This window comes from Salinimonas iocasae, from assembly GCF_006228385.1.
GTDB classification, from domain to species: domain Bacteria; phylum Pseudomonadota; class Gammaproteobacteria; order Enterobacterales; family Alteromonadaceae; genus Alteromonas; species Alteromonas iocasae.
Genome location: NZ_CP039852.1, coordinates 1,855,145 through 1,874,686, shown reverse-complemented (window position 1 = coordinate 1,874,686; position 19,542 = coordinate 1,855,145). Strand labels below are relative to the sequence as shown.

Below are 19,542 nucleotides of genomic sequence, written 5' to 3'. Positions count from 1 at the left end.
GGCATCAATATGAACACCATTTTAGTAACAACCAGTCGCGGACTGGATGAATTACTTCGAGAAGAAATTATCAGCCTGTGCCCGGATGCAGAAGTAAAAATGTCACCCGGCGCCCTTAGCTTTGAAGGCTCGCTTGAACAGGCGTATACATTATGCTTATGGTCCAGGCTGGCAAACCGCGTTATATGGGTTTTAAATTCCGGTAAATGTGATTCTGCAGAAGATTTGTATGCAATTGCTGATGGCATCGACTGGCCTCAGCATCTGCGTCCGACAGACAGCCTGAGTGTACAGTTTTCAGGTACCAACCGGGCCATTAACAATACGCAGTTTGGTGCGGTTAAAATTAAGGATGCGATTGTCGATCAGTTTATGCAGGAAGGTACACAGCGTCCTTCTGTCGAGCGTAAACAACCGGATTTGCCCGTGTATGCCAAGTGCCAGCGCGATCAAGTGACAGTTGGTATCGATTTAAGTGGCAACAGCCTGCACCAGCGTGCTTACCGACAACAAACCGGTGATGCGCCTCTCAAAGAACATATTGCCTGTGCGATGCTAATGCGTTCCGGCTGGACAAATAACACAGATAAACCGCTGGCTGATATGATGTGCGGCTCCGGTACTATTGCTATTGAAGCAGCCTATATAGCAAGGAATATCGCACCGAGTATTAAGCGCTCCTACTGGGGTTTCAATGGTTGGCTGGGTCACGATGCAACGCTTTGGGATAAGCTGCTAGACAATGCGCTGGCCAGTCAACAACCTGTGTCATCAACAATTTTTGCCAGCGATGTCAGTAAAAAGCTAATCAGTATAGCGCGTAAAAATGCCGATGAAGCCGGCGTCTTTCATGATATTCAGTTTGCCTGCCAGGATGCGACTAAAGCTGCGCCTCCGGAAAAGGAAAAAGGGTATCTGGTTGCTAATCCGCCTTACGGTGAACGGCTTGGTGAGTTGACAGACCTGCTGCCCCTGTTTTCTCAATGGGGCAAGCATTTAAAAACCGCCTGGAAAGGGTGGCATGTTACGTTACTGTCGAGCAACCGGGACCTGCTAAGAGTGCTCAAATTGCGTGCTGCAAAAGACTACGCGATGAATAACGGTAAACTGGAATGCCGACTGGTCAATTACCGGCTGGATGAACAAAACTGCCAGCAGTTTTCAGACGACGCCGAAAATCATGAATTTGCTAACCGGCTTCGCAAAAATCTGAAAAAGATGAAGAGCTGGGTAAAGCAACAGGACACTAATTGCTATCGCATTTATGATGCTGATTTGCCTGACTATAATGTGGCTATTGACCGTTATGATGACTGGCTGGTCGTACAGGAGTACGCACCGCCTAAGGATATCGACGAGAACAAAGCACGCCGTCGGTTACAGGAAGTCCTGTTGCATTTACCTGCGGTCACAGGCGTACCATCTTCGAATATTTCGTTGAAAGTAAGAACCCGCCAGAAAGGCACTGCGCAATACGAAAAGCTGGACCAGAAAGGGGTCAAAAAGGTCATCTATGAAAATGGCGCCCGCCTGCTTGTGAATTTGACTGATTATCTGGATACAGGCCTGTTTCTGGATCATCGCGAAACGCGAAAGCTGGTCAGGCAATTGTCACAGAACAAAGATGTGCTGAATTTGTTTTCTTACACCGGCAGCGTGTCTGTCGCTGCCGCGCTGGGTAAGGCGCGTTCTGTATGTACTGTCGATATGTCTAAAACCTATCTGGACTGGGCGCGGGAGAACTTTCGCTTAAATAAGCTCGGTGGCCCCTATGCCTTTATACAGGCTGATTGCACACAATGGCTTGCATCACACACTGGTAAGTACGACTTGATATTCATCGACCCACCGTCTTTTTCCAATTCAAAACGAATGCAGGCGACCTGGGATGTGCAACGCGATTACCTCGCGATGTTGCAGGATGCTTTTAAATGCCTCAATGATGGCGGCACCATTGTATTTTCTAATAACAAGCGTGGCTTTAAACTGGATGCACAAGCAATTAAAGAGATGGGGCTTAGTTGTGAAGATATCACTGCGCAAACTATTCCCGGCGATTTCTCACGTCATCCTAATATACATAAATGCTGGATAATGAAAAAATGCTAACTGAATTATATACAGCACCTGCATGTTCCTTGTGCCATAAGGCGTTAACAATGATCCGAAGCCTGGATACGCCACCTCAGGTTACACTAGTCAATGTTCGTGACGATACCAGGCTGTATCACGAATACGGGGCACGGATCCCGGTTTTAAAACGCATGGACACCCAAGAGGAACTGGCCTGGCCGTTTGATTCAAATGCATTGAAAAGGTTTCTTGAATGAGCATTTTGCAGTTAAAAAACATCACCGTCATTTACGGTAACCCGCCGCTGCTTAATGGTGTGGAGTTAGTCGTTCAGCCCGGTGAGCGGGTATGCCTTGTTGGCCGAAATGGTAGCGGTAAATCTACCCTGATGAAGGTTATAGCAGGCGATATTACAGCAGATGATGGTCAACGAATTATTGACAACAAAACGGTGGTTGCACGGTTAGAGCAGGACCCGCCGCAAACAACTGATGTCACATTATATGATTATGTCGCAGAGGGCCTGGCGGATATCGGCCAGGTGTTAAAAGACTATTATCATCAGACACGGCTTATTACTGAAGATCCCAGTGACAAAAACCTGCTGCGTCTGGAAAAGCTGCAGGCAGAAATTGATGCGCGGGAAGCATGGCAAATCGAACAGCAGATTTCTCAGACGCTGACCATGCTCAAACTGGATCCTGACATTTCATTGACCACACTGTCAGGCGGTTGGCGAAGAAAAGCGGCACTGGCAAGAGCGTTAGTGCGCTCTCCGGACTTGTTATTGCTAGACGAGCCCACCAACCACCTTGATATAGAAATGATTCGCTGGCTTGAACAAAGTCTCGTCAACTTCCAGGGTGCCATCGTATTTGTAAGCCACGACAGGGCTTTCATTCGTAACATGGCTACCCGTATTGTCGACTTAGACCGTGGGGCACTGACCAGCTACCCGGGCGAATACGACAGTTATCTTCAGAAGAAACAAGAAGATTTAGAGGTAGAGGCTACCCACAATGCCGAGTTTGATAAAAAGCTGGCGCAGGAAGAAACCTGGATACGGCAGGGAATCAAAGCCAGACGCACGCGCAATGAAGGTCGTGTCAGAGCGCTGAAAAAGCTACGCGAAGAGCGTAAATCCCGGCGTGAATTGCAGGGTAACGTAGTCGCTGCTCAGCATCAGGGGGTACGCTCCGGAAAAATGGTGTTTGAGGTGAGCAATCTGTCTTATCAGATTGAAGACAAAAACATTGTTTCGGGTCTCGATTTAAATGTGTTACGAGGTGATAAAATAGCGCTTGTCGGTCCTAACGGAAGTGGCAAAACAACACTTATCAAACTGTTGCTTGGCCAGCTTGCCCCTCAAAGTGGGGAAGTCAGGCAGGGCACAAACCTGGAAGTCGCTTACTTCGATCAGCACCGGTTTGGTCTTGATTTGGAAAAGTCCGTAATTGATGCCGTCGGTGACGGCAAACGCGACCTCATGGTGAACGGACACCCCCGACACGTTATCAGTTATCTTCAGGATTATCTGTTTTCACCTGAACGGGTGAACTCACCTGTCAAATCACTTTCAGGCGGTGAAAAAAACCGCCTGATGCTCGCAAAGCTTATGCTCAAACCCAGTAACGTTCTGGTTCTGGATGAGCCGACAAACGATCTTGATGTCGAAACCCTCGAAATGCTTGAAACCCTGCTGTCTGCTTATCAGGGCACGGTGTTACTGGTCAGTCACGACAGGGAGTTTGTTGATAACGTAGCCAGCAGCTGTCTGGTTTTTGAGGGTAGTGGGAAGGTCAAAGAGTTTGTCGGCGGCTTCTCTGATGTAGAGCAATGGTACAAAGCGCAGGAACAGCAACGAAGCGCACAGAAAAAAACAGTACAAAAACAACGTGCTGATGAAACTAAATCTACATCAGGAAGTTCTAAGGCAAAGTCTTCTGTCAGTAAACCGAAAAAGTTATCATATAAAGACCAGAGAGAACTTGAAACACTTCCGCAGCAAATAGAAGAGCTGGAAGAAAAGCTCGGTACGCTTCAGGAAGAAGTGAACTCTCCCGAATTTTTTAAACAGGACAGTGATAACACTGCCAGTACGCTCAAAACGCTGGAAGAAACCGAAGCTGCGTTAACAGAAAAATACGCGCGCTGGGACGAATTAGAAAGCATGCTGGAAGAGACTCAGCAGTAAATAGGATAGTACATGAAATTAAAACAGCTTGCCGCCGCCATGATAATGGCCACAGGCAGTGTTTCGACACTGGCTGCCACTTATGATGTCACCCCCTTACCGGTAACGGATATTGCAAAAAGCAATTTTGGTAAATCTATTGATAACACGGGTACGATGCTTACCGCCGTATCACAGGAATTCAACCCACGTATTGATGTTGCGCTTCTGAGTGAAAGCGGTTTTTTCGATGCCGTGAGCACGCTTGAAAATCCAGAAGATGCGCAACAAGGCATATTTACCTCTGTTGATTATCAGATTATCGTCAACTTCCTGCAAAGTAATAACAATTTGGGTAGCACGGCTTACCCAGCACTGGCAGATTTTCGTTCTTATGTAACTGATACAGTAGACGCAGAATTGGTGCCTGGGCTTGATACTCTGGTTGAAGGCCAAGATATCTATACACAATCTGCTGAGTCAATCGCAAGAGATAGTATCAGCAGAGATTTCATTGTTGGCTCGTCTGAGCTACCGTTTAATCGCGTGTCTATTGTTAATGAAGATGGCGAAGATGATTACATTATCATTAGCGAAGGCCTTGAACAGGCTTATGCGCAGGTAAATGGACAGGCTATTCGCTTACCGCCTCCTGATGATTTACTTAATGGCTACGCAACAGCTTACGCTGTTAACGAATCGTTTCAGGTAGCCGGATTTGGTACAACGGACTTTACTGATGCTATCAGAGAAGATATCGAGGGCTGTTATGATGATGAAATCCGTGGTGATACGGCCCTTGAGCTTTGTTTGAAGAACGCTGTTTATCAACGCCGTTCACGAGGCGGCACAATTAGCTTAATTTACCCGCTGAAAGTCTCTTCGCAAATCAGACCGGTTATCTGGACGTTGAACGCCTCTGGCGAAATTGTGGATACCACCAGCTACCCGCTTGTTTATGAGCCGGAAGGTGATCAGGCTAATGCCTATAACTATGGTCGCGCTTACGACATCAATAACAATGGGATCGCGGTAGGGGTTTCTGCAACGGATGAAACCCTGACGCTGGCGCGTTTAGGCGGCAATAATGCTCGCGAACGCGGTGAAGTGGCTGCGGTTTTTGCTAACGGAGAAACCACAGAATTACTGAATCGTGATGACAATGCACAAAGCCGGGCATTATCGATCAATGATGAAAACTGGGTAACAGGATATGTAACCCGGGAACCTAGTAGTGTGGCACGTAACTTTTTGTTTGCTTACAATCTGGATACCGAGGAATCTTTCTACCCTCAGGGCTTTTTCGAAAACGGTCAGACTGAACCGGCAGCTATCAACAATAACAATATTGTTGTGGGTGCGTCGCAGTTTGAGCCGCAGATTTCAGGACGCGATCCAGAAAACCACGCTTTTATGTATACCGTTGGCGACGAGAATATTGTTGATTTGAATACGCTGACAAGTTGCGACAGCGAGTATTTGTTGGTTGATGCGATTGATATTAACGATAACAATGAAATCATTGCAAATGCGCTGATTCGTCGTCCTGCACAATATATTGATGGCGAGATTATACTCGATGAAAACGGCGAGCAGGATCTTGAAGATCGCGTTGTTGCAGTCAAGCTAACTCCGAATCCTAATGGCGAAATAGAAACCTGTGAAGAGGGTGATGCCGGGGATATCGAAGGTGAGAAGTTTGAAAGAAGCGGTGCAGCGTTTTCTGTATCTGCACTCTTGGCGTTATTCGGATTCGCTGGATTCAGACGCTACTTACGTCGATAAATTGATTTAAATCGAACAATAAACAACAGCCCCGCAGGATGATATAACATCTGCGGGGCTTTTTTGTTTGTACGTTATTTATGCAATTGATAACTAACCGTTAAAAAAAATTTAACCTGCTTTCATTTGGTTATTATCTGTCAAGAGAATTTTTTGTGAATTTTACTTGAACCTTCGCGCTACAGTGACTATCACAATAAGGTACGCATTCAAAAACAGTACTCGTCGACCAATAAGCTTAGGAGTGACTGCATTGATTGTGTGCATAATCTGACAAAAGAGGCTAATCAATGAAACGACAAAAAAGAGACAAATTGACTCGCGCCCATGCGAAAGGGTATCAGGCTGGTATCAGCGGTCGCTCAAAAGAAAACTGTCCATTTCAATCGTTTGATACACGTTCACATTGGCTGGGAGGATGGCGTGAAGCCGTAGAAGACCGAAGCGTCGGTCTGGCCGTACGTTAAAAATCTCTTTGACGTTTAAGTAAGCCCCGGGCTCGGGGCTTTTTTTTTTAGAAATTAGACGTGTCTTGGAACAAGCCAACTTTTAAATCTTTAGCAGAATAAATTTCACGCCCATCGACTTCTACGATGCCGTCTGCCATTCCCATAAACAGCTTGCGTTTAATGACACGCTTCAGATTTATCCGGTAGGTTACTTTTTTTGCTGTCGGCAGAATCTGACCAGTGAATTTAACTTCACCTACACCCAGTGCCCGGCCTTTACCCGGACCGCCGCTCCAGCCAAGAAAAAAGCCGACTAGCTGCCACATTGCGTCTAACCCTAAACAGCCAGGCATCACCGGATCACCGGGGAAGTGACAATCGAAAAACCACAAGTCGGGTGTGATATCCAGTTCAGCAACAATTTCCCCTTTGCCAAATTCACCGCCCTCATCTTTGATTGAAACGATACGGTCCATCATTAGCATATTAGGTGCAGGCAATTGGCTGTTCCCAGGGCCAAACATTTCTCCACGACTGCAGGCTAAAAGGTCTTCACGACTAAAGCTATCTTGTTGTTGAGACATATTCTCTCTTTCTAATTATGGATTCAGCGGCATAATTTAGCGAACACTTGTACGCTAAACAACTCTGAACAGTGATTTTGTTTGTTTTTTTACTTTACGCTGGTTAATCGTACATTTCTGCGAACGCTGTATCGTTTCAAAAAAGGTTCATAATGCGGGATGAAAATTAACTGTGGGCGAGAGTAAATTTCCCTGTAGTATAGACATGAGCCTGATGAGTGTTTAACGTTGACCCATGGTAGAAAAGAAAAAACCAAATCAAAAAGCAAATGCCGACAAGCAGCGCCGCTTTCGCGAAAAGCAGCGCGAAGCCGGAAGAAAGATGGTGCGTGGCTACGTATCCCCGGAAGCGATGCGTTGCTATGACGAAATGAGAGAAAAGACAGGGTGGAGTGATAACGAGATGCTGTCTAACTCAATGCGGGTTATGTACGCTGCTTACAAATGTGGTCAGATAAAGCTGCTCAACGAGTGGCTAAAAGATCATAAACGTTAATCATTCAGCGGCGGCTCCCCGGCATACTATGTTTATATAAGATGCGTGCTGCTTCCTTAATGACCTCAGGTCGTTCCCTGAATGCCCATAATCTCTCTCGTATTAATGGCCCCTTTACCGCTAAATCAATAATTGGTTGTCGGTATAAAGCCGGTATCTGAAAATTTTCCAGTGACGCTATCATTTGAGGGATATCCCAGGGGGTGTGAATGTAAGCAGCAGGCACCGCTTGAAGGTCAGGGACCCATTTTTTAATAAACTGTCCGTCACTATCCAATGTTCTGGATTGTTTTAGCGGGTTGTACAGCCGGATTGTATTAGTGCCCGAAACGCCTGCCTGCATTTGAATTTGCGGGTAATGAATACCCGGTTCAAAATCAAGAAACTGTCCTGCCAGATATTCTGCCGGTCGTCGCCAGTCGAGATTTAACCAGTGGCAGGCAAAGCTTACGATCATTCCCCGCATTCTGAAGTTAAGATAGCCCGTCGCGCGTAGCGCTATCATACAGGCATCAATGATAGGAATGCCGGTTTGACCCTGGCGCCACTTTTCAAATAACCATTGCGCGGTGGGGCCATCCTCGTAGATAAAGTCTCGATAACCTTTGTTCACACTGCGCCATTGCATCTGGTGTTCACTTTCAAATTTCTGAACAAAATGATCGTGCCAGGCAATTCGGTCAGAAAATGCTTTAATGGCCAGTTTATGCTTTGCCTCACGCTCACTAACCGTTTTCACATACTGATAGATCTGGCGCGTACTGATGTTGCCAAAAGCGATGTATGGACTTAACCGACTACAGCTTCGTCTGGCCGCCTCCGGATAAGAAATGTCGGTGTGATAGCGGGCGAAGCGATCGGTGAAAAAATTCTTTAATACTGACCATGCACGCTGCTCTCCGCCTGGCTGTCGGCGAAGCTGACATGGTGGTAACGGATGAGTCATCGGCTCCGGCTGCGTTACGGCAACCCAGTTAATGCTATCTGGATGAATGTCACGGCAAGGTTGTTGATAAAATGCGGACCATCGTTGTCGCCAGTCGCGGCGATTTTTGAGTTTTCTCGTGACCGCAGACTGTGCATATTCATGCCATTTCACCGCATTGCGTTCGCACCAGTCAGACACCGCTTTATCCCGTGCAAATGTATTCAACAGACCCGTTTCAAGGTGAGAAAACAAACTTCGTATTTTGTAGCGTTTGTGTATGCAGGCAAATATATTAATGGCTGAGTCGAAGCCAAGCCAGACCTGAGTATTAAAGGGTCTGAGCTGTGTATTGAGGTTCGTGATACTGTCGGTAACAAACTGCCAGTGTTGAGCGGTAAAGTGCGGGTCCTCAGCTAATTCGGGTTCAAACATGTACACCAACAGAACCGGACTTCCGTCTTTTGCAGCTTCATACAAGGGGGCGTGATCGCGCAGCCGTAAATCCCGTTTCAGCCAGACAACATTGATTTCTTTATCGGTCATTGCAGCCAGTGACTGATAAATCTGCGGTTAGGATCGTACCGCTCAGTCTGTGCCTTTATATCAAACTTGCGCTGTCCTCTTGGGTCACTGCCACCACCGGCCAGGTACAGCCAGTTTCCCCAGTTACTGGCAACATCGTAATCGATAAGCATATATTCAAAATAGGCCGCACCATAACGCCAGTGTTGATTAAGCTCATGAATAAGAAAGCTTGCACAAAGCTGACGAACGCGGTTTGATAAAAAACCTGTCGCGTTTAGCTGTCGCATCCCCGCATCAACGATATCACAGCCAGTTTTTCCTTCGCACCACGCTTCGTACAGATCCTTTTCAAAGTTAGTATTTGGTGTATGGTGTTTGTAGCCGCCCGCAGCAAACAATAGTCGACCATGTTTTTGCAGTTGTAAGTGAAAAAACTCCCGCCACAGCAATTCAAAATATAGCCAGTATGTTGAATCATTTTTGACTATGTTTTGCTCATAATTCCTGATTCGATGTGCTACGCGCCGGGGCGACAACATACCGGCCGCCAGCCATGCCGAAAACTTACTGGAAAAATCCCAGCCCATCAGGCCATTGCGGGTTTCTTTATAACGGGAAAGGTTTTGTGACTGTTCAAAATAATAATTTAGTTGAGCCTGACCATAACGTTCACCACCGTGCCAGCATTTTGTAAACGAAATTTCAGACGCGGCGGGCGGAGTGGTGGCGCAGATTGACTCTGGCGGGGGCTTAAGCGAAGAAGGCGCATCGACAGGGGCGACAACATCAACATTACCTTCTATCTTCTTGCGCCAGGGCGTAAAGGTATTATCCACATCACGCAGCGGCATGGGTAAAGACCGGACATCAAACATCGTCTCAGTTGTGATTATATGCCAGGTAACATGCCCAAGTTTCTGAATCAGTTGCTCGCGCTGTCTTAGCTCATAAACACCATTGAGACGGGTCATAGCGACATCAGTAACGCCATATTGTGCAACGATTTGTGGAAGCGCCGATTCAGGTTCACCTTGCATCACAACCAAATGCTGACCCAGACCGACGAGCTGCGCCTCCAGATCATCAAGTCCCTGACGGATAAACTTTTGCCTGTGGATACCCACTGCTGGCCAGCCAAATGCGTTGGGTGATAAAGAATACATAGTATCGCAATAAACTAAAATCAGTCTGTCGACAACTGAATTTAATTTAATCAGAGAGGGCATATCATCTAAACGCAGGTCCCGCGTGAACCAGTATAATCCAATACGTAGTTTACTCATCACAAGGTGTCGGAAATTTTAGATCAATTGATGGCTAACTACGTATACCAGCAGAACAAAGACCATAAAAATGAAGAGGCTACAGTGACCGTACCCGTAAGTATAATGTGGTTCAAAAAGGACCTCCGCGTAAAAGATAACCCGGCGCTTAATGCAGCATGTGATGCGGGTAAAATAATACCTGTTTATATTTTCGATACGGATGCGCCTGAAGGTCGACTTCCCGGGGGAGCCAGCCAATGGTGGTTGCATGAGTCACTGAGGCAGCTTGATGAGCGCCTTAACGGTCACCTACAGATATTTAAAGGGGATGCAAAGAAAATTATCCCTGAGCTGATGGATGCTTTTGGCACCAGACATATCTTCTGGAACCGTCTTTACGAACCTTGGGCTATCCGCCGCGATAAGGCTCTTAAGAAGCAACTCGAAGACAATGATTACAAGGTGCACAGTTTCAACGGCAGTTTGTTATGGGAGCCGATGAAAATTGAAACAAAAAGCGGGACGCCGTATAAGGTCTACACCCCGTTTTACAAAAAAGGTTGTCTGCAGGCGGCAGAGCCTCGCTACCCCAAGGCGCCACCAGCCCGTATTACCTATGCCGACGTTCCGGATAAAGGTGATGGCCTTGATGCTCTAGGCCTGTTACCGGATATAAACTGGTACAGCGATATTCAGTCAGCGTGGAAGCCTGGCGAGGAAGGGGCCGCTGATCGTCTCAGTACCTTTATAAATGATTCGGCTCAGCAATATAATGAGCAGCGGGATCTGCCTGCGGTAGAAGGAACGTCCTGTTTATCCCCGCATCTGCATTGGGGAGAAATTTCTCCCAATCAGGTGTGGTATGCCATAAAAGACAAGTTTGGTGAAAGTGAAAACAAAGACATTGATACCTTTCTTAGCGAATTGGGCTGGCGGGAATTCAGCTATTATCTCCTTTATCACTTCCCCGATATGGTAGACAAAAACTTCAATGACAAATTTGATAAATTCAACTGGCGATACAGCGAAAATGATTTAAAGGCCTGGCAGAAAGGAAAAACCGGAATCCCTATCGTCGATGCCGGAATGCGCCAACTTTGGCAATGCGGATGGATGCATAACCGGGTTCGTATGATTGTAGGTTCTTTTCTGGTGAAAAACCTGCTTATGCACTGGCATCAGGGAGAGCAATGGTTTTGGGATTGCCTGGTCGATGCAGATCTTGCAAATAATACTGCCGGGTGGCAATGGGTAGCGGGCTCAGGCGCTGACGCTGCCCCGTATTTCCGCGTTTTTAATCCTGTATTGCAGGGTGAAAAATTTGATAAAGAGGGGGAATATGTCAGTCACTACTGCCCCGAACTGAAAGATTTGCCCCAAAAATATATTCACAAACCCTGGAAAGCCCCGGACGATGTCCTTAGTGAAGCAGGTATTACGCTTGGTGAAGATTACCCCGAGCCTCTGGTCGACCTTAAGGCGAGTCGCAAACGTGCCCTTGAAGCGTTTGATGAGATCAAAGGGAGCTAGCTATGGGTAAAGCCCTGCGTCTGATACTCGGTGATCAGCTAACTGCAACACTGCCGGTTTTACAGGATGCCACAATTAGCAAAGACATCATTTTGATGGCTGAGGTTAAAGAAGAAGCAACGTATGTAAAGCATCACAAAAAGAAAATTGCTTTTCTATTTTCTGCCATGCGGCATTTCGCTGACGCGCTTAAAAAGGAAAATTATCAGGTACGCTATCGCTATTACGACGACCAGAACAACCAGGGCAGCCTGTTAAAAGAAGTAAAATTAGCCCTCAAGGACACAGGTTGCGAAGAGGTAGTTGTCACTTCCCCGGGGGAATATCGTTTACTGAAGAGTATGGAGCAATGGGAAAACCAATTAGGCGTGCCCGTGCATATTCTGGATGACACCCGTTTCTATTCTACCAAACAAGACTTTGATGAGTGGGCGCAGGATCGAAAAACACTGCGCATGGAGTTTTTTTATCGTGAGATGCGTAAAAAGACAGGTATTTTGATGGAGGAGGGCAGTCCTGTTGGCGGTAAATGGAATTATGATGAGAAAAACCGCGAATCACTGCCGGCATCCAAGTCTGTTCCTGAGCCTACCACCTTTTCGCCCGACGAAATTACCCGTGCAGTTCTTGATTTAGTAAAGGAAGAATTTAACGATCATTTTGGCGACCTTGAGCCCTTTCATTTTGCAGTCACACGCGAACAGGCGCTTACGGTATTAGACGAATTTGTCGAACAACGCCTGCCTGAATTCGGCAAGTATCAGGATGCGATGCGACACAACGCGCCGTGGCTGTTTCATTCGCATCTGTCATTTTATATCAACTGCGGATTGCTGTCTCCCGGCGAGGTTGTTGAGCATGCTGAGGCAGCTTATCACGCGGGAACCGCTCCACTTAATTCAGTGGAGGGCTTCATCCGCCAGATCCTGGGGTGGCGTGAATTCGTCAGAGGTTTTTATTGGCACTATATGCCAGATATGGCGACTGATAACTATTTTAATGCAAAGCGGGACCTGCCATCCTTTTTCTGGGGCGGATATACCAACATGAACTGTATGCGCCAGTGCATTTCAGACACTAAAAACAATGCCTATGCGCATCATATCCAGCGATTGATGGTAATTGGTAATTTTTCACTGTTATCGGAACTGGAACCAGAACAGGTTCAGCAATGGTATTTACTGGTCTATGCCGATGCCTACGAATGGGTTGAATTGCCCAATGTTTCAGCCATGATTCTTTATGCCGATGGCGGTAATCTGGCCAGCAAACCCTATGCGGCCAGCGGCAGTTATATCAACAAAATGTCGGACTATTGTAAAAATTGTGGGTACAGTGTAACGAAGAAAACCGGAGAAAAAGCCTGTCCATTTAACTATTTGTACTGGCGGTTTGTGGATAACAACAGAGATAAGCTCAAGGATAATCCTCGAATGGGTTTGGTTTATAAAAGCTATGAGCGCATGGATGATGAAAAAGTACAGCAGATGCGCAAAGATGCGTCGCTGTTTTTAAGAAAAATCAGTAGCAATGAAAAAGTCTGAATTACCTGAAAAAATTTGTCCGGTTTGTCACCGACCATTTACCTGGCGTAAAAAGTGGGAAAAAAACTGGCAGGAGGTAAAGTACTGCTCTAAGCGCTGTGCCGGTAAGCGACACAGTTTAAAGAGCAGTCATTAATGTACCAGATTTGCCTGCTCGCAAAGATACCAGTGCCCATGACGGAAACGCATTTCAAACAGCTGTACGGGGCGGGGAGCTTGCGGACACAATTCCAGCTTAACAATATCAGCATTAATGCGCTGACAGTGCAGGGTGGCACCATTAGATAGACGGGTAGCTATTTGCTCTGACTCGCTGGGAAACCAGATATCGCGGATAAGATAGTTAAATAGCTTACAAAACAAACTGATAGCATCAGTTGTTGTACTGGCATTGTCTGCACAATGAATACAAAAGCTTTCTGGATGCGAAGTCTGAACGTGCATATACTGCTCCTTGTTGTAAGAAGTTGTACGACACGGCTCAACAAAATTCAGTGTAGTTTGCGGCGCCTCCAAAAGCCAATAAAAATTCAATTTTCTCGTACTTTTTTGATAACTTATTGATCTGTATCAGCCCTGATAAGTAACCCGCTTTAAAACCTGCCAGTACATTTTTAACAGTTTGATATACATAAAAAAACCGGCCTGAGCCGGTTTTTTTATGTATCGGTATTACTCAGTCGGGCTATAAGCCGCACCGTGACCATGAACATCATCACGTCCTGGCTTAGCCAGGTCCTGAGACAATTTACGCATCTCTGCTTCAACCTGTACCGGATCCATGTATCCGCCATTAGCACCAATGATCAACGCAGCGACACCCGCTGCATGAGGCGCCGCCATTGATGTACCGACGGACCAGTACCAACCACCGTTACCAGTGCTGAATACAAAGTCAAAGACGTAACAAACGCGGGTCAGGCCACCAACGGTGCACGCGTCCATTCCGCCAGGTACATATTGTGATGTGTAATCACCACCTGGTGCAGAAAATTCGATTTCTGACTGGCCATAGTTAGAATAAATAGCCAGGTTTTTCAGGTCAGTATCCGGATTCTTACCCCACAGTACCGGCCCCGTTGCCGAGATAGACATTACAGAAGGCAGGCCCGAAGGTAAGTGAACAAGGCTGTCTGTTTTGTCGTAATCTGTTGCATCATTACCGGCAGATGCAATAAGCGTTACGCCATTTTTCTTAGCATATGAAGCCGCTTTGCCGTAGCTTGCAATAAATTGTGCAATACCATCTTTGCCACCTGGCGCAAAACGAATATCATCAGATGTGTCATAAGGCGTATCGTTAACATCGAACAAGCCATTACGACGAACAGACAAACCCAGACTCATGTTGATAACATCAACATCGTTGTCAGCAGCATATACCATGGCCTGCATCGTTGCATATGAGCTGCCTGAACCAGTATCAGCAGATAGCGACTTCAGAATTACGAGCTCTGCTTCTGGCGCAACACCGATAGTACCTAAACCATTATCTGCCGCAGCAATAGTACCTGCAGTGTGACTTCCATGGTTAAAACTATCCGGACCAGCGTAATCCCAGGGTTCATCAATAAAAGAACGGCTTAGTTCTACGTTGATGTTTGGTTGCAGGTCTGGGTGATCAGCATCGGCACCACTATCAATTACACCAACACGAACACCGTAACCACGATGCCCGGCATTCCATGCCTCTACTGCGCCTACAGACTCGTGACCCCACTGTAAGTCGAAGAAAAAGTCATCATCACCACTTGAGGGCGGGTTTGAATACTCATCTTCATTTACCGACATAGATGCATCTTTAGCAACATCTGTTTTTGGTACGTATGCAGTTGCATCCGGCACCATAGTCAGGCCTGAATTTAGTGCGGTATCAACACTGTCGAAACTCACCTGACACACGCCAATTTGCGGGATACAGCTTTTCAGGGTACCGCCAGCTTTCGTTACCTGTTTCTCTACTTTGCTTTGATTAAATTTACCATTTGTATCCAGAATAAAATCGACCGCCTGAGCTTGCGAGAACGCAAGGGACAAGCCAAGACATAACATGGTCTTCTTCATAACATGGGTTCCTTAATTATTATATTAGAGTGCCTCTTTATCTTTAGTGGTGGGAGAGGCTGAATCCATCGTTCAATAATCCAACAAGTATGTCAACAAAATGACGCAAAATACTTAGTTAAAAATGCATATGTTAATAATATTTCATTTAGGCTGATGTCAGCAGATAGAGGAAGTAGGGGGCTTTGAACTCCTGCAGCAGATTCAAAAAGGCGAGTTGTTATCTGTGTATTGCATGTACAAGACAATTTTATCTTAGAAGTACACGTCATGTGGGTCCTACATATAGAGACGTTCTGATGTGACTGATATCGCGTCTGTTACGTACTTTAATATCTGTAGTTCAAAACGTTTCTTATAGTCTGAATACCGCTGTTACATTATTAAAAACGATTTCGATATTTTTCGTCAGCGGTAGCCAAAATGGTAGTTTACGGGTACGTACCAGTTGTTCTGACTAGAATTATAAATCTGTATTGCTCATTAATAATGGCGTTCGATGGCATCGATGACGTAGAAACGAAAAATGACCGGCCCAGGTACTCAGTGGAATATATCGGTGGCAAACTCAACGATCCGTATTGCGTTGAAGGTGACCATTACTGTGGCTCAAATCTGGAAGAACTGACGGACGACTTGTTCAATGTCATTACGCCAGAGCGGCTTAACTTCCAGGTGTACGAACGTACAACAGATGCCGAAGTGATTCCTGTTATTGACCACGACTTATTGCCGGACATGATGCCGGACTATGATAAGACCTTCGACACCGATTTCTATCAACACCAGGTCGACCGCGTTTTAAATCTCATCAACAAATGACAACACGCGCATTGCAAAGGACGGCGCGGCATGCCGTGAAGGCTCGCCGCGGCGGACTGTAGCAAACGCGTGAGGCAAGCGAGCACCGACGGGCGCGCAGCGCAGCCAACAGCGTCATGCAAACAGCCAGACACCCCATACCACCACAATAGTTAATTGCGCATAATGTATATTATGTTAAATAGAGTATTATTCTATAAGTGTGGTGATGCCTGCCCCGGAAAGTGATTACCGCTACAGACTTACAATGCACGCATCTCACAACTGAACTCTCAACCATTATTCACATGATGAACTAATTATCTTGTCTGTGTCAAAGCAATCCCAAATGGCTTTGATGGCCACACTAACTTTAATAAGCAAACATTTCGTCAGCTCGAAGCATATTAAATGAAAACATCTAATAAGCATTTCAGATGGTCCATTCTCTGACGCCTAAATGCGAAGCCTATGAAATATCTACTACAGTAAATGAACACACAAGCCTGGATTTTTGATGTGTCTCTACGTGAAATCCCGAGTACTTAGCCTCTGGTTTAGCACCAGATTTCACACAGCGTGATGTTTATTTATTCATTGATTAACGACATGTCACAAACTCACAGGTTCTTAGTTAGCTATGTTTTCTTTATCCGCATCTGTGACTAAAGCGCTTGCACAAAGCTGGTTTATTAAACCTTTTAATTAAAGGGCTTCTTGCCGCCCAGATTACGACTTATTACGAACATCGATAATATAAATCGAGCATAAATCAATTTCATAGTATTTGATTACACCATAACCTTCACTCTATCAGTAGCTTAGCGTTGCACTTTCATAAACATAAATGGAAAACCATTTGTAAAACTGTACGTATATACATATCTATGAGATTAATTTATTATAAACAGAACCCATGCGATCTATCACGCATGATAATTCCAGTTATCATGCGTGATGGCTGAATTTATTATTTAAATACAGTGAGTTAAATGAAATTACCTGTTTCGGCAACTGTCGAATTTGCGCATCAATACCGTGATGCCGTAAATCAATACTTTGAGGAAATCTTTGCCCGCTTGCCCAAAAATACTCAGCGGGCCTATATGAGCGATTTCAACGAATTTGTTATCTTCTGTGAGCAGGCTTCGCTACCTGGTTTTAACACTTCGTTTGAAAATAATGAGCAATGTATTAAGCAATACGTAGAAGTGTTGTGTCAGTCTCCGCTTGCTTACCGCACTATTAAACGCAGGCTCAGTGCATTGAGTAAGTTTTTGCGAATCGCGAGGCTCCCGAACCCTATTATTCACTCTGTATACCTCAAAGATTTCGTGAAGCTGGCATTAAAGGAAAACGAAAAGTTCCAGTTCAGCCGTCACCAGGCCGTTCCCTTAACCATCGATTTACTTGAAAAAATAAATGACACGGTTATTCCTGACACACTTTTAGAAATGCGGGATCTAACGCTGATAAACCTAATGTTTGATGCCTTATTGAGAGCAGATGAAGTTGTGCGTGTTTGTGTGGAGGATATAGATAAGCGTAACAGCGCCCTACTCGTGCTCACCTCTAAAAATGACCAAAGTGGTAAAGGTCAGTATCGTTATATTTCTCCCAGTACCATTGCAATGGTTGATGAGTACATTGCTATGGCAAACATGCATCCTTCTCGTGGTGTCGAACGTGACGCCAGCGATCAAAGACGGCTGAATAAAGGGATTTTATTTCGTCGTCTTTCTAATAAGGGTCACGCATTACTGCCCTATGATGAGGGCATTTCAGGTAACCACGCGGTACGCCTTGAGTATTCAAGTATTTATCGGATATGGAAACGTATTGCCGCCCTTGCTGGTGTAAAAGAAAATATCACACCGCACAGTGGTCGCGTTGGCGCTGCAGTTTCTCTTGCTGAAAACGGCGCCACACTGCCTGAAATGCAACTTGCAGGAGGCTGGCGTTCAGCGCAAATGCCCGGGCACTATGGTCAGCAGGCTGCTGTTACTAAAGGCGGGATGGCCAAGCTTTCAACACACCGGGGGCGTTAATCCAACTATTTTTATTTCGCGTAACGGTCTGAACAAACACTGTTTTTACTGGGCTAGTCATGATTTTCTTCCAAAGCTGGGATGAGCTATCCCGGGTAGCTATAACTGCGATACTTACATATACATTCTGTGTGGCACTAATGTCTTTATTTGGCAAACGTGCCAGTTCAAAGATGAACAATTTCGACTGGATTGTGACTGTCGCGATGGGAGCTATACTCGGCTCCTCCGTACTGTTAAAGAAGGTCGTACTGGCTGAGGTGCTGCTGGGGCTGTTTATTTTGCTTGGTCTTCAGTTTCTTTTTACTAAACTTTCTGCTTACTTTGAAGTTTCCCGGCGTACAATGAAAAAGTCACCCGCCCTGCTCTATTTTACTTGCGTAAAGAATAATTTTGACCACAATTGATTTACCTATTAAGCAGTCAGGTATCAGTTAAGTGAAGTTCGAAAATGTTTCCGCAAAATCTTTACCCGTTTATGTTATCGAAGAAAATGCCCGCACCCTGTCTTGCGAAGGCTGTCGTAACGGTAAAGCACTGGATTTTGATTTTACTATGGCATTTCAGCCATTAGTTGACTTAGATACCGGTGAAGTATTTAGTTACGAAGCGCTTGTACGAGGCAAGAACAATGAATCGGCAGGTTCCGTCATTAGCCAGGTCAACGCGCAGAACATTTATAAATTTGACCAGACCTGTCGGGTGAAGGCAATTGCATTGGCAGCAGAAAAAGGCCTTACTGCTGGTTTAAATATCAACTTTTTACCCGGCGCTGTATATCGTCCGGATATCTGTATTCGCACAACGCTCGTTGCAGCGGAAAATTATGGATTCCCGCTGCAAAATATTACATTCGAACTTGTTGAAACCGACCATATCAGCGACCTCAATCACCTGAAAAATGTGGTTAATCATTATCAGGAAATTGGTTTTTCAACTGCAATTGATGATTTCGGCTCCGGCTATGCCAATCTGGACTGGCTGGCAGAGCTATCACCTGACAAAATAAAAATTGATATGGCACTTATCCGTGGCATCGATCACCTTCCTAAAAAGCAACTTATCGTATCCGCTATTAAAACAATTGCCGAACAGTTGGATATCCTTGTGATGGCTGAAGGTGTTGAAACAAAAGAAGAAAGAGACTATCTGTACGGGTTAGGCGTAACCCGCCAGCAAGGATATTTTTTCGCTAAACCTGGGTTTGAGTCGTTTGAGCCTGTTAATCCTGAATCCCTGCGTTAAACTGGTCACCTTATTAAGTAATTATCCGAATA

The 19,542-nt window shown here is 45.6% G+C and carries 18 protein-coding genes; 13 read left to right on the top strand and 5 right to left on the bottom strand.

The annotated features are described in order from the left end of the window. Positions 1-9: 9 nt before the first annotated feature. From rlmKL to rmf, 5 genes are all read left to right on the top strand, one after another. Positions 10-2,109, top strand: a complete 2,100-nt coding sequence (gene rlmKL, locus FBQ74_RS08240; RefSeq protein ID WP_139756219.1) for a bifunctional 23S rRNA (guanine(2069)-N(7))-methyltransferase RlmK/23S rRNA (guanine(2445)-N(2))-methyltransferase RlmL — start codon at positions 10-12, stop codon at positions 2,107-2,109. Positions 2,110-2,159: 50 nt separating this feature from the next. Further along, positions 2,160-2,330 (top strand): glutaredoxin family protein, encoded by a 171-nt coding sequence (locus FBQ74_RS08235; protein WP_232371992.1) that lies wholly within the window; start codon positions 2,160-2,162, stop codon positions 2,328-2,330. Continuing rightward, positions 2,327-4,267: an ATP-binding cassette ATPase Uup gene (gene uup, locus FBQ74_RS08230; RefSeq protein ID WP_139756217.1), complete on the top strand. Its 1,941-nt coding sequence runs from the start codon at positions 2,327-2,329 to the stop codon at positions 4,265-4,267. The genes FBQ74_RS08235 and uup overlap by 4 nt, the downstream gene beginning before the upstream one ends. A 12-nt stretch (positions 4,268-4,279) precedes the next feature. Next, positions 4,280-6,031, top strand: a complete 1,752-nt coding sequence (locus tag FBQ74_RS08225; protein ID WP_139756216.1) for a DUF3466 family protein — start codon at positions 4,280-4,282, stop codon at positions 6,029-6,031. 290 nt (positions 6,032-6,321) lie between these two features. Next, positions 6,322-6,498, top strand: a complete 177-nt coding sequence (rmf, locus tag FBQ74_RS08220) for a ribosome modulation factor (RefSeq protein ID WP_139756215.1) — start codon at positions 6,322-6,324, stop codon at positions 6,496-6,498. A gap of 47 nt (positions 6,499-6,545) precedes the next feature. Here rmf and fabA read toward each other — a convergent pair whose 3' ends face one another. Then, positions 6,546-7,064, bottom strand: coding sequence for a 3-hydroxyacyl-[acyl-carrier-protein] dehydratase FabA (fabA, locus tag FBQ74_RS08215; protein ID WP_139756214.1), 519 nt, complete (start codon positions 7,062-7,064; stop codon positions 6,546-6,548). 235 nt (positions 7,065-7,299) lie between these two features. Here fabA and FBQ74_RS08210 point away from each other — a divergent pair, with 235 nt between their 5' ends. Further along, the gene (locus tag FBQ74_RS08210; protein WP_139756213.1) at positions 7,300-7,560 is read left to right on the top strand and encodes a hypothetical protein; all 261 of its coding nucleotides are present in this window, start codon (positions 7,300-7,302) and stop codon (positions 7,558-7,560) included. Positions 7,561-7,564: 4 nt separating this feature from the next. Here the strand turns inward: FBQ74_RS08210 and FBQ74_RS08205 are convergent, their stop codons facing one another. Both FBQ74_RS08205 and FBQ74_RS08200 read right to left on the bottom strand, forming a co-directional pair. After that, positions 7,565-9,031 (bottom strand): FAD-binding domain-containing protein, encoded by a 1,467-nt coding sequence (locus FBQ74_RS08205; RefSeq protein ID WP_139756212.1) that lies wholly within the window; start codon positions 9,029-9,031, stop codon positions 7,565-7,567. Next, positions 9,028-10,296: a DASH family cryptochrome gene (locus FBQ74_RS08200; RefSeq protein ID WP_139756211.1), complete on the bottom strand. Its 1,269-nt coding sequence runs from the start codon at positions 10,294-10,296 to the stop codon at positions 9,028-9,030. Before FBQ74_RS08200 ends, FBQ74_RS08205 begins: the two co-directional genes overlap by 4 nt. A gap of 84 nt (positions 10,297-10,380) precedes the next feature. Between FBQ74_RS08200 and FBQ74_RS08195 the strand changes: the two genes are divergently transcribed. Genes FBQ74_RS08195 through FBQ74_RS08185 form a run of 3 tightly spaced genes read left to right on the top strand, consistent with a single transcriptional unit; the run spans position 10,381 to position 13,488 of the window. After that, entirely contained in the window at positions 10,381-11,808 is a 1,428-nt protein-coding gene (locus FBQ74_RS08195) for a cryptochrome/photolyase family protein (protein ID WP_139757906.1), read from the top strand. A gap of 2 nt (positions 11,809-11,810) precedes the next feature. Further along, positions 11,811-13,352 (top strand): cryptochrome/photolyase family protein, encoded by a 1,542-nt coding sequence (locus FBQ74_RS08190; RefSeq protein ID WP_139756210.1) that lies wholly within the window; start codon positions 11,811-11,813, stop codon positions 13,350-13,352. After that, the gene (locus FBQ74_RS08185) at positions 13,339-13,488 is read left to right on the top strand and encodes a DUF2256 domain-containing protein (RefSeq protein WP_139756209.1); all 150 of its coding nucleotides are present in this window, start codon (positions 13,339-13,341) and stop codon (positions 13,486-13,488) included. The genes FBQ74_RS08190 and FBQ74_RS08185 overlap by 14 nt, the downstream gene beginning before the upstream one ends. Here the strand turns inward: FBQ74_RS08185 and FBQ74_RS08180 are convergent. Together FBQ74_RS08180 and FBQ74_RS08175 are read right to left on the bottom strand one after the other, a co-directional pair. Beyond that, entirely contained in the window at positions 13,485-13,796 is a 312-nt protein-coding gene (locus FBQ74_RS08180; RefSeq protein ID WP_139756208.1) for a hypothetical protein, read from the bottom strand. The genes FBQ74_RS08185 and FBQ74_RS08180 overlap by 4 nt on opposite strands. Before the next feature lie 228 nt (positions 13,797-14,024). Then, a complete protein-coding gene (locus FBQ74_RS08175) occupies positions 14,025-15,416 on the bottom strand; it encodes a S8 family peptidase (protein ID WP_139756207.1) in 1,392 nt (463 codons plus the stop codon). Positions 15,417-15,962: 546 nt separating this feature from the next. Here FBQ74_RS08175 and FBQ74_RS08170 point away from each other — a divergent pair. From FBQ74_RS08170 to FBQ74_RS08155, 4 genes are all read left to right on the top strand, one after another. Next, positions 15,963-16,238, top strand: coding sequence for a hypothetical protein (locus FBQ74_RS08170; RefSeq protein WP_139756206.1), 276 nt, complete (start codon positions 15,963-15,965; stop codon positions 16,236-16,238). Positions 16,239-17,209: 971 nt separating this feature from the next. Further along, positions 17,210-18,265 carry a tyrosine-type recombinase/integrase gene (locus FBQ74_RS08165; RefSeq protein WP_139756205.1) on the top strand — a complete coding sequence of 352 codons (1,056 nt, stop codon included), beginning with the start codon at positions 17,210-17,212 and terminating at the stop codon, positions 18,263-18,265. Positions 18,266-18,324: 59 nt separating this feature from the next. Beyond that, on the top strand, positions 18,325-18,672 hold the full coding sequence (locus tag FBQ74_RS08160; protein ID WP_139756204.1) for a DUF421 domain-containing protein: 348 nt from the start codon (positions 18,325-18,327) through the stop codon (positions 18,670-18,672). A gap of 31 nt (positions 18,673-18,703) precedes the next feature. Continuing rightward, a complete protein-coding gene (locus tag FBQ74_RS08155; RefSeq protein ID WP_139756203.1) occupies positions 18,704-19,510 on the top strand; it encodes an EAL domain-containing protein in 807 nt (268 codons plus the stop codon). Positions 19,511-19,542 lie beyond the last annotated feature (32 nt).

What these genes read in the sequence shown, in the direction of transcription:
- rlmKL (WP_139756219.1), top strand. Translation starts at nt 10, where the DNA reads ATGAACACCATTTTAGTAACAACCAGTCGCGGACTGGATGAATTACTT.
- FBQ74_RS08175 (WP_139756207.1), bottom strand. Translation starts at nt 15,416, where the DNA reads ATGAAGAAGACCATGTTATGTCTTGGCTTGTCCCTTGCGTTCTCGCAA.
- FBQ74_RS08190 (WP_139756210.1), top strand. Translation starts at nt 11,811, where the DNA reads ATGGGTAAAGCCCTGCGTCTGATACTCGGTGATCAGCTAACTGCAACA.
- FBQ74_RS08160 (WP_139756204.1), top strand. Translation starts at nt 18,325, where the DNA reads ATGATTTTCTTCCAAAGCTGGGATGAGCTATCCCGGGTAGCTATAACT.
- FBQ74_RS08180 (WP_139756208.1), bottom strand. Translation starts at nt 13,796, where the DNA reads ATGCACGTTCAGACTTCGCATCCAGAAAGCTTTTGTATTCATTGTGCA.
- FBQ74_RS08205 (WP_139756212.1), bottom strand. Translation starts at nt 9,031, where the DNA reads ATGACCGATAAAGAAATCAATGTTGTCTGGCTGAAACGGGATTTACGG.
- rmf (WP_139756215.1), top strand. Translation starts at nt 6,322, where the DNA reads ATGAAACGACAAAAAAGAGACAAATTGACTCGCGCCCATGCGAAAGGG.
- FBQ74_RS08235 (WP_232371992.1), top strand. Translation starts at nt 2,160, where the DNA reads ATGATCCGAAGCCTGGATACGCCACCTCAGGTTACACTAGTCAATGTT.
- FBQ74_RS08225 (WP_139756216.1), top strand. Translation starts at nt 4,280, where the DNA reads ATGAAATTAAAACAGCTTGCCGCCGCCATGATAATGGCCACAGGCAGT.
- fabA (WP_139756214.1), bottom strand. Translation starts at nt 7,064, where the DNA reads ATGTCTCAACAACAAGATAGCTTTAGTCGTGAAGACCTTTTAGCCTGC.
- FBQ74_RS08165 (WP_139756205.1), top strand. Translation starts at nt 17,210, where the DNA reads ATGAAATTACCTGTTTCGGCAACTGTCGAATTTGCGCATCAATACCGT.
- FBQ74_RS08210 (WP_139756213.1), top strand. Translation starts at nt 7,300, where the DNA reads ATGGTAGAAAAGAAAAAACCAAATCAAAAAGCAAATGCCGACAAGCAG.
- FBQ74_RS08185 (WP_139756209.1), top strand. Translation starts at nt 13,339, where the DNA reads ATGAAAAAGTCTGAATTACCTGAAAAAATTTGTCCGGTTTGTCACCGA.
- uup (WP_139756217.1), top strand. Translation starts at nt 2,327, where the DNA reads ATGAGCATTTTGCAGTTAAAAAACATCACCGTCATTTACGGTAACCCG.
- FBQ74_RS08200 (WP_139756211.1), bottom strand. Translation starts at nt 10,296, where the DNA reads ATGAGTAAACTACGTATTGGATTATACTGGTTCACGCGGGACCTGCGT.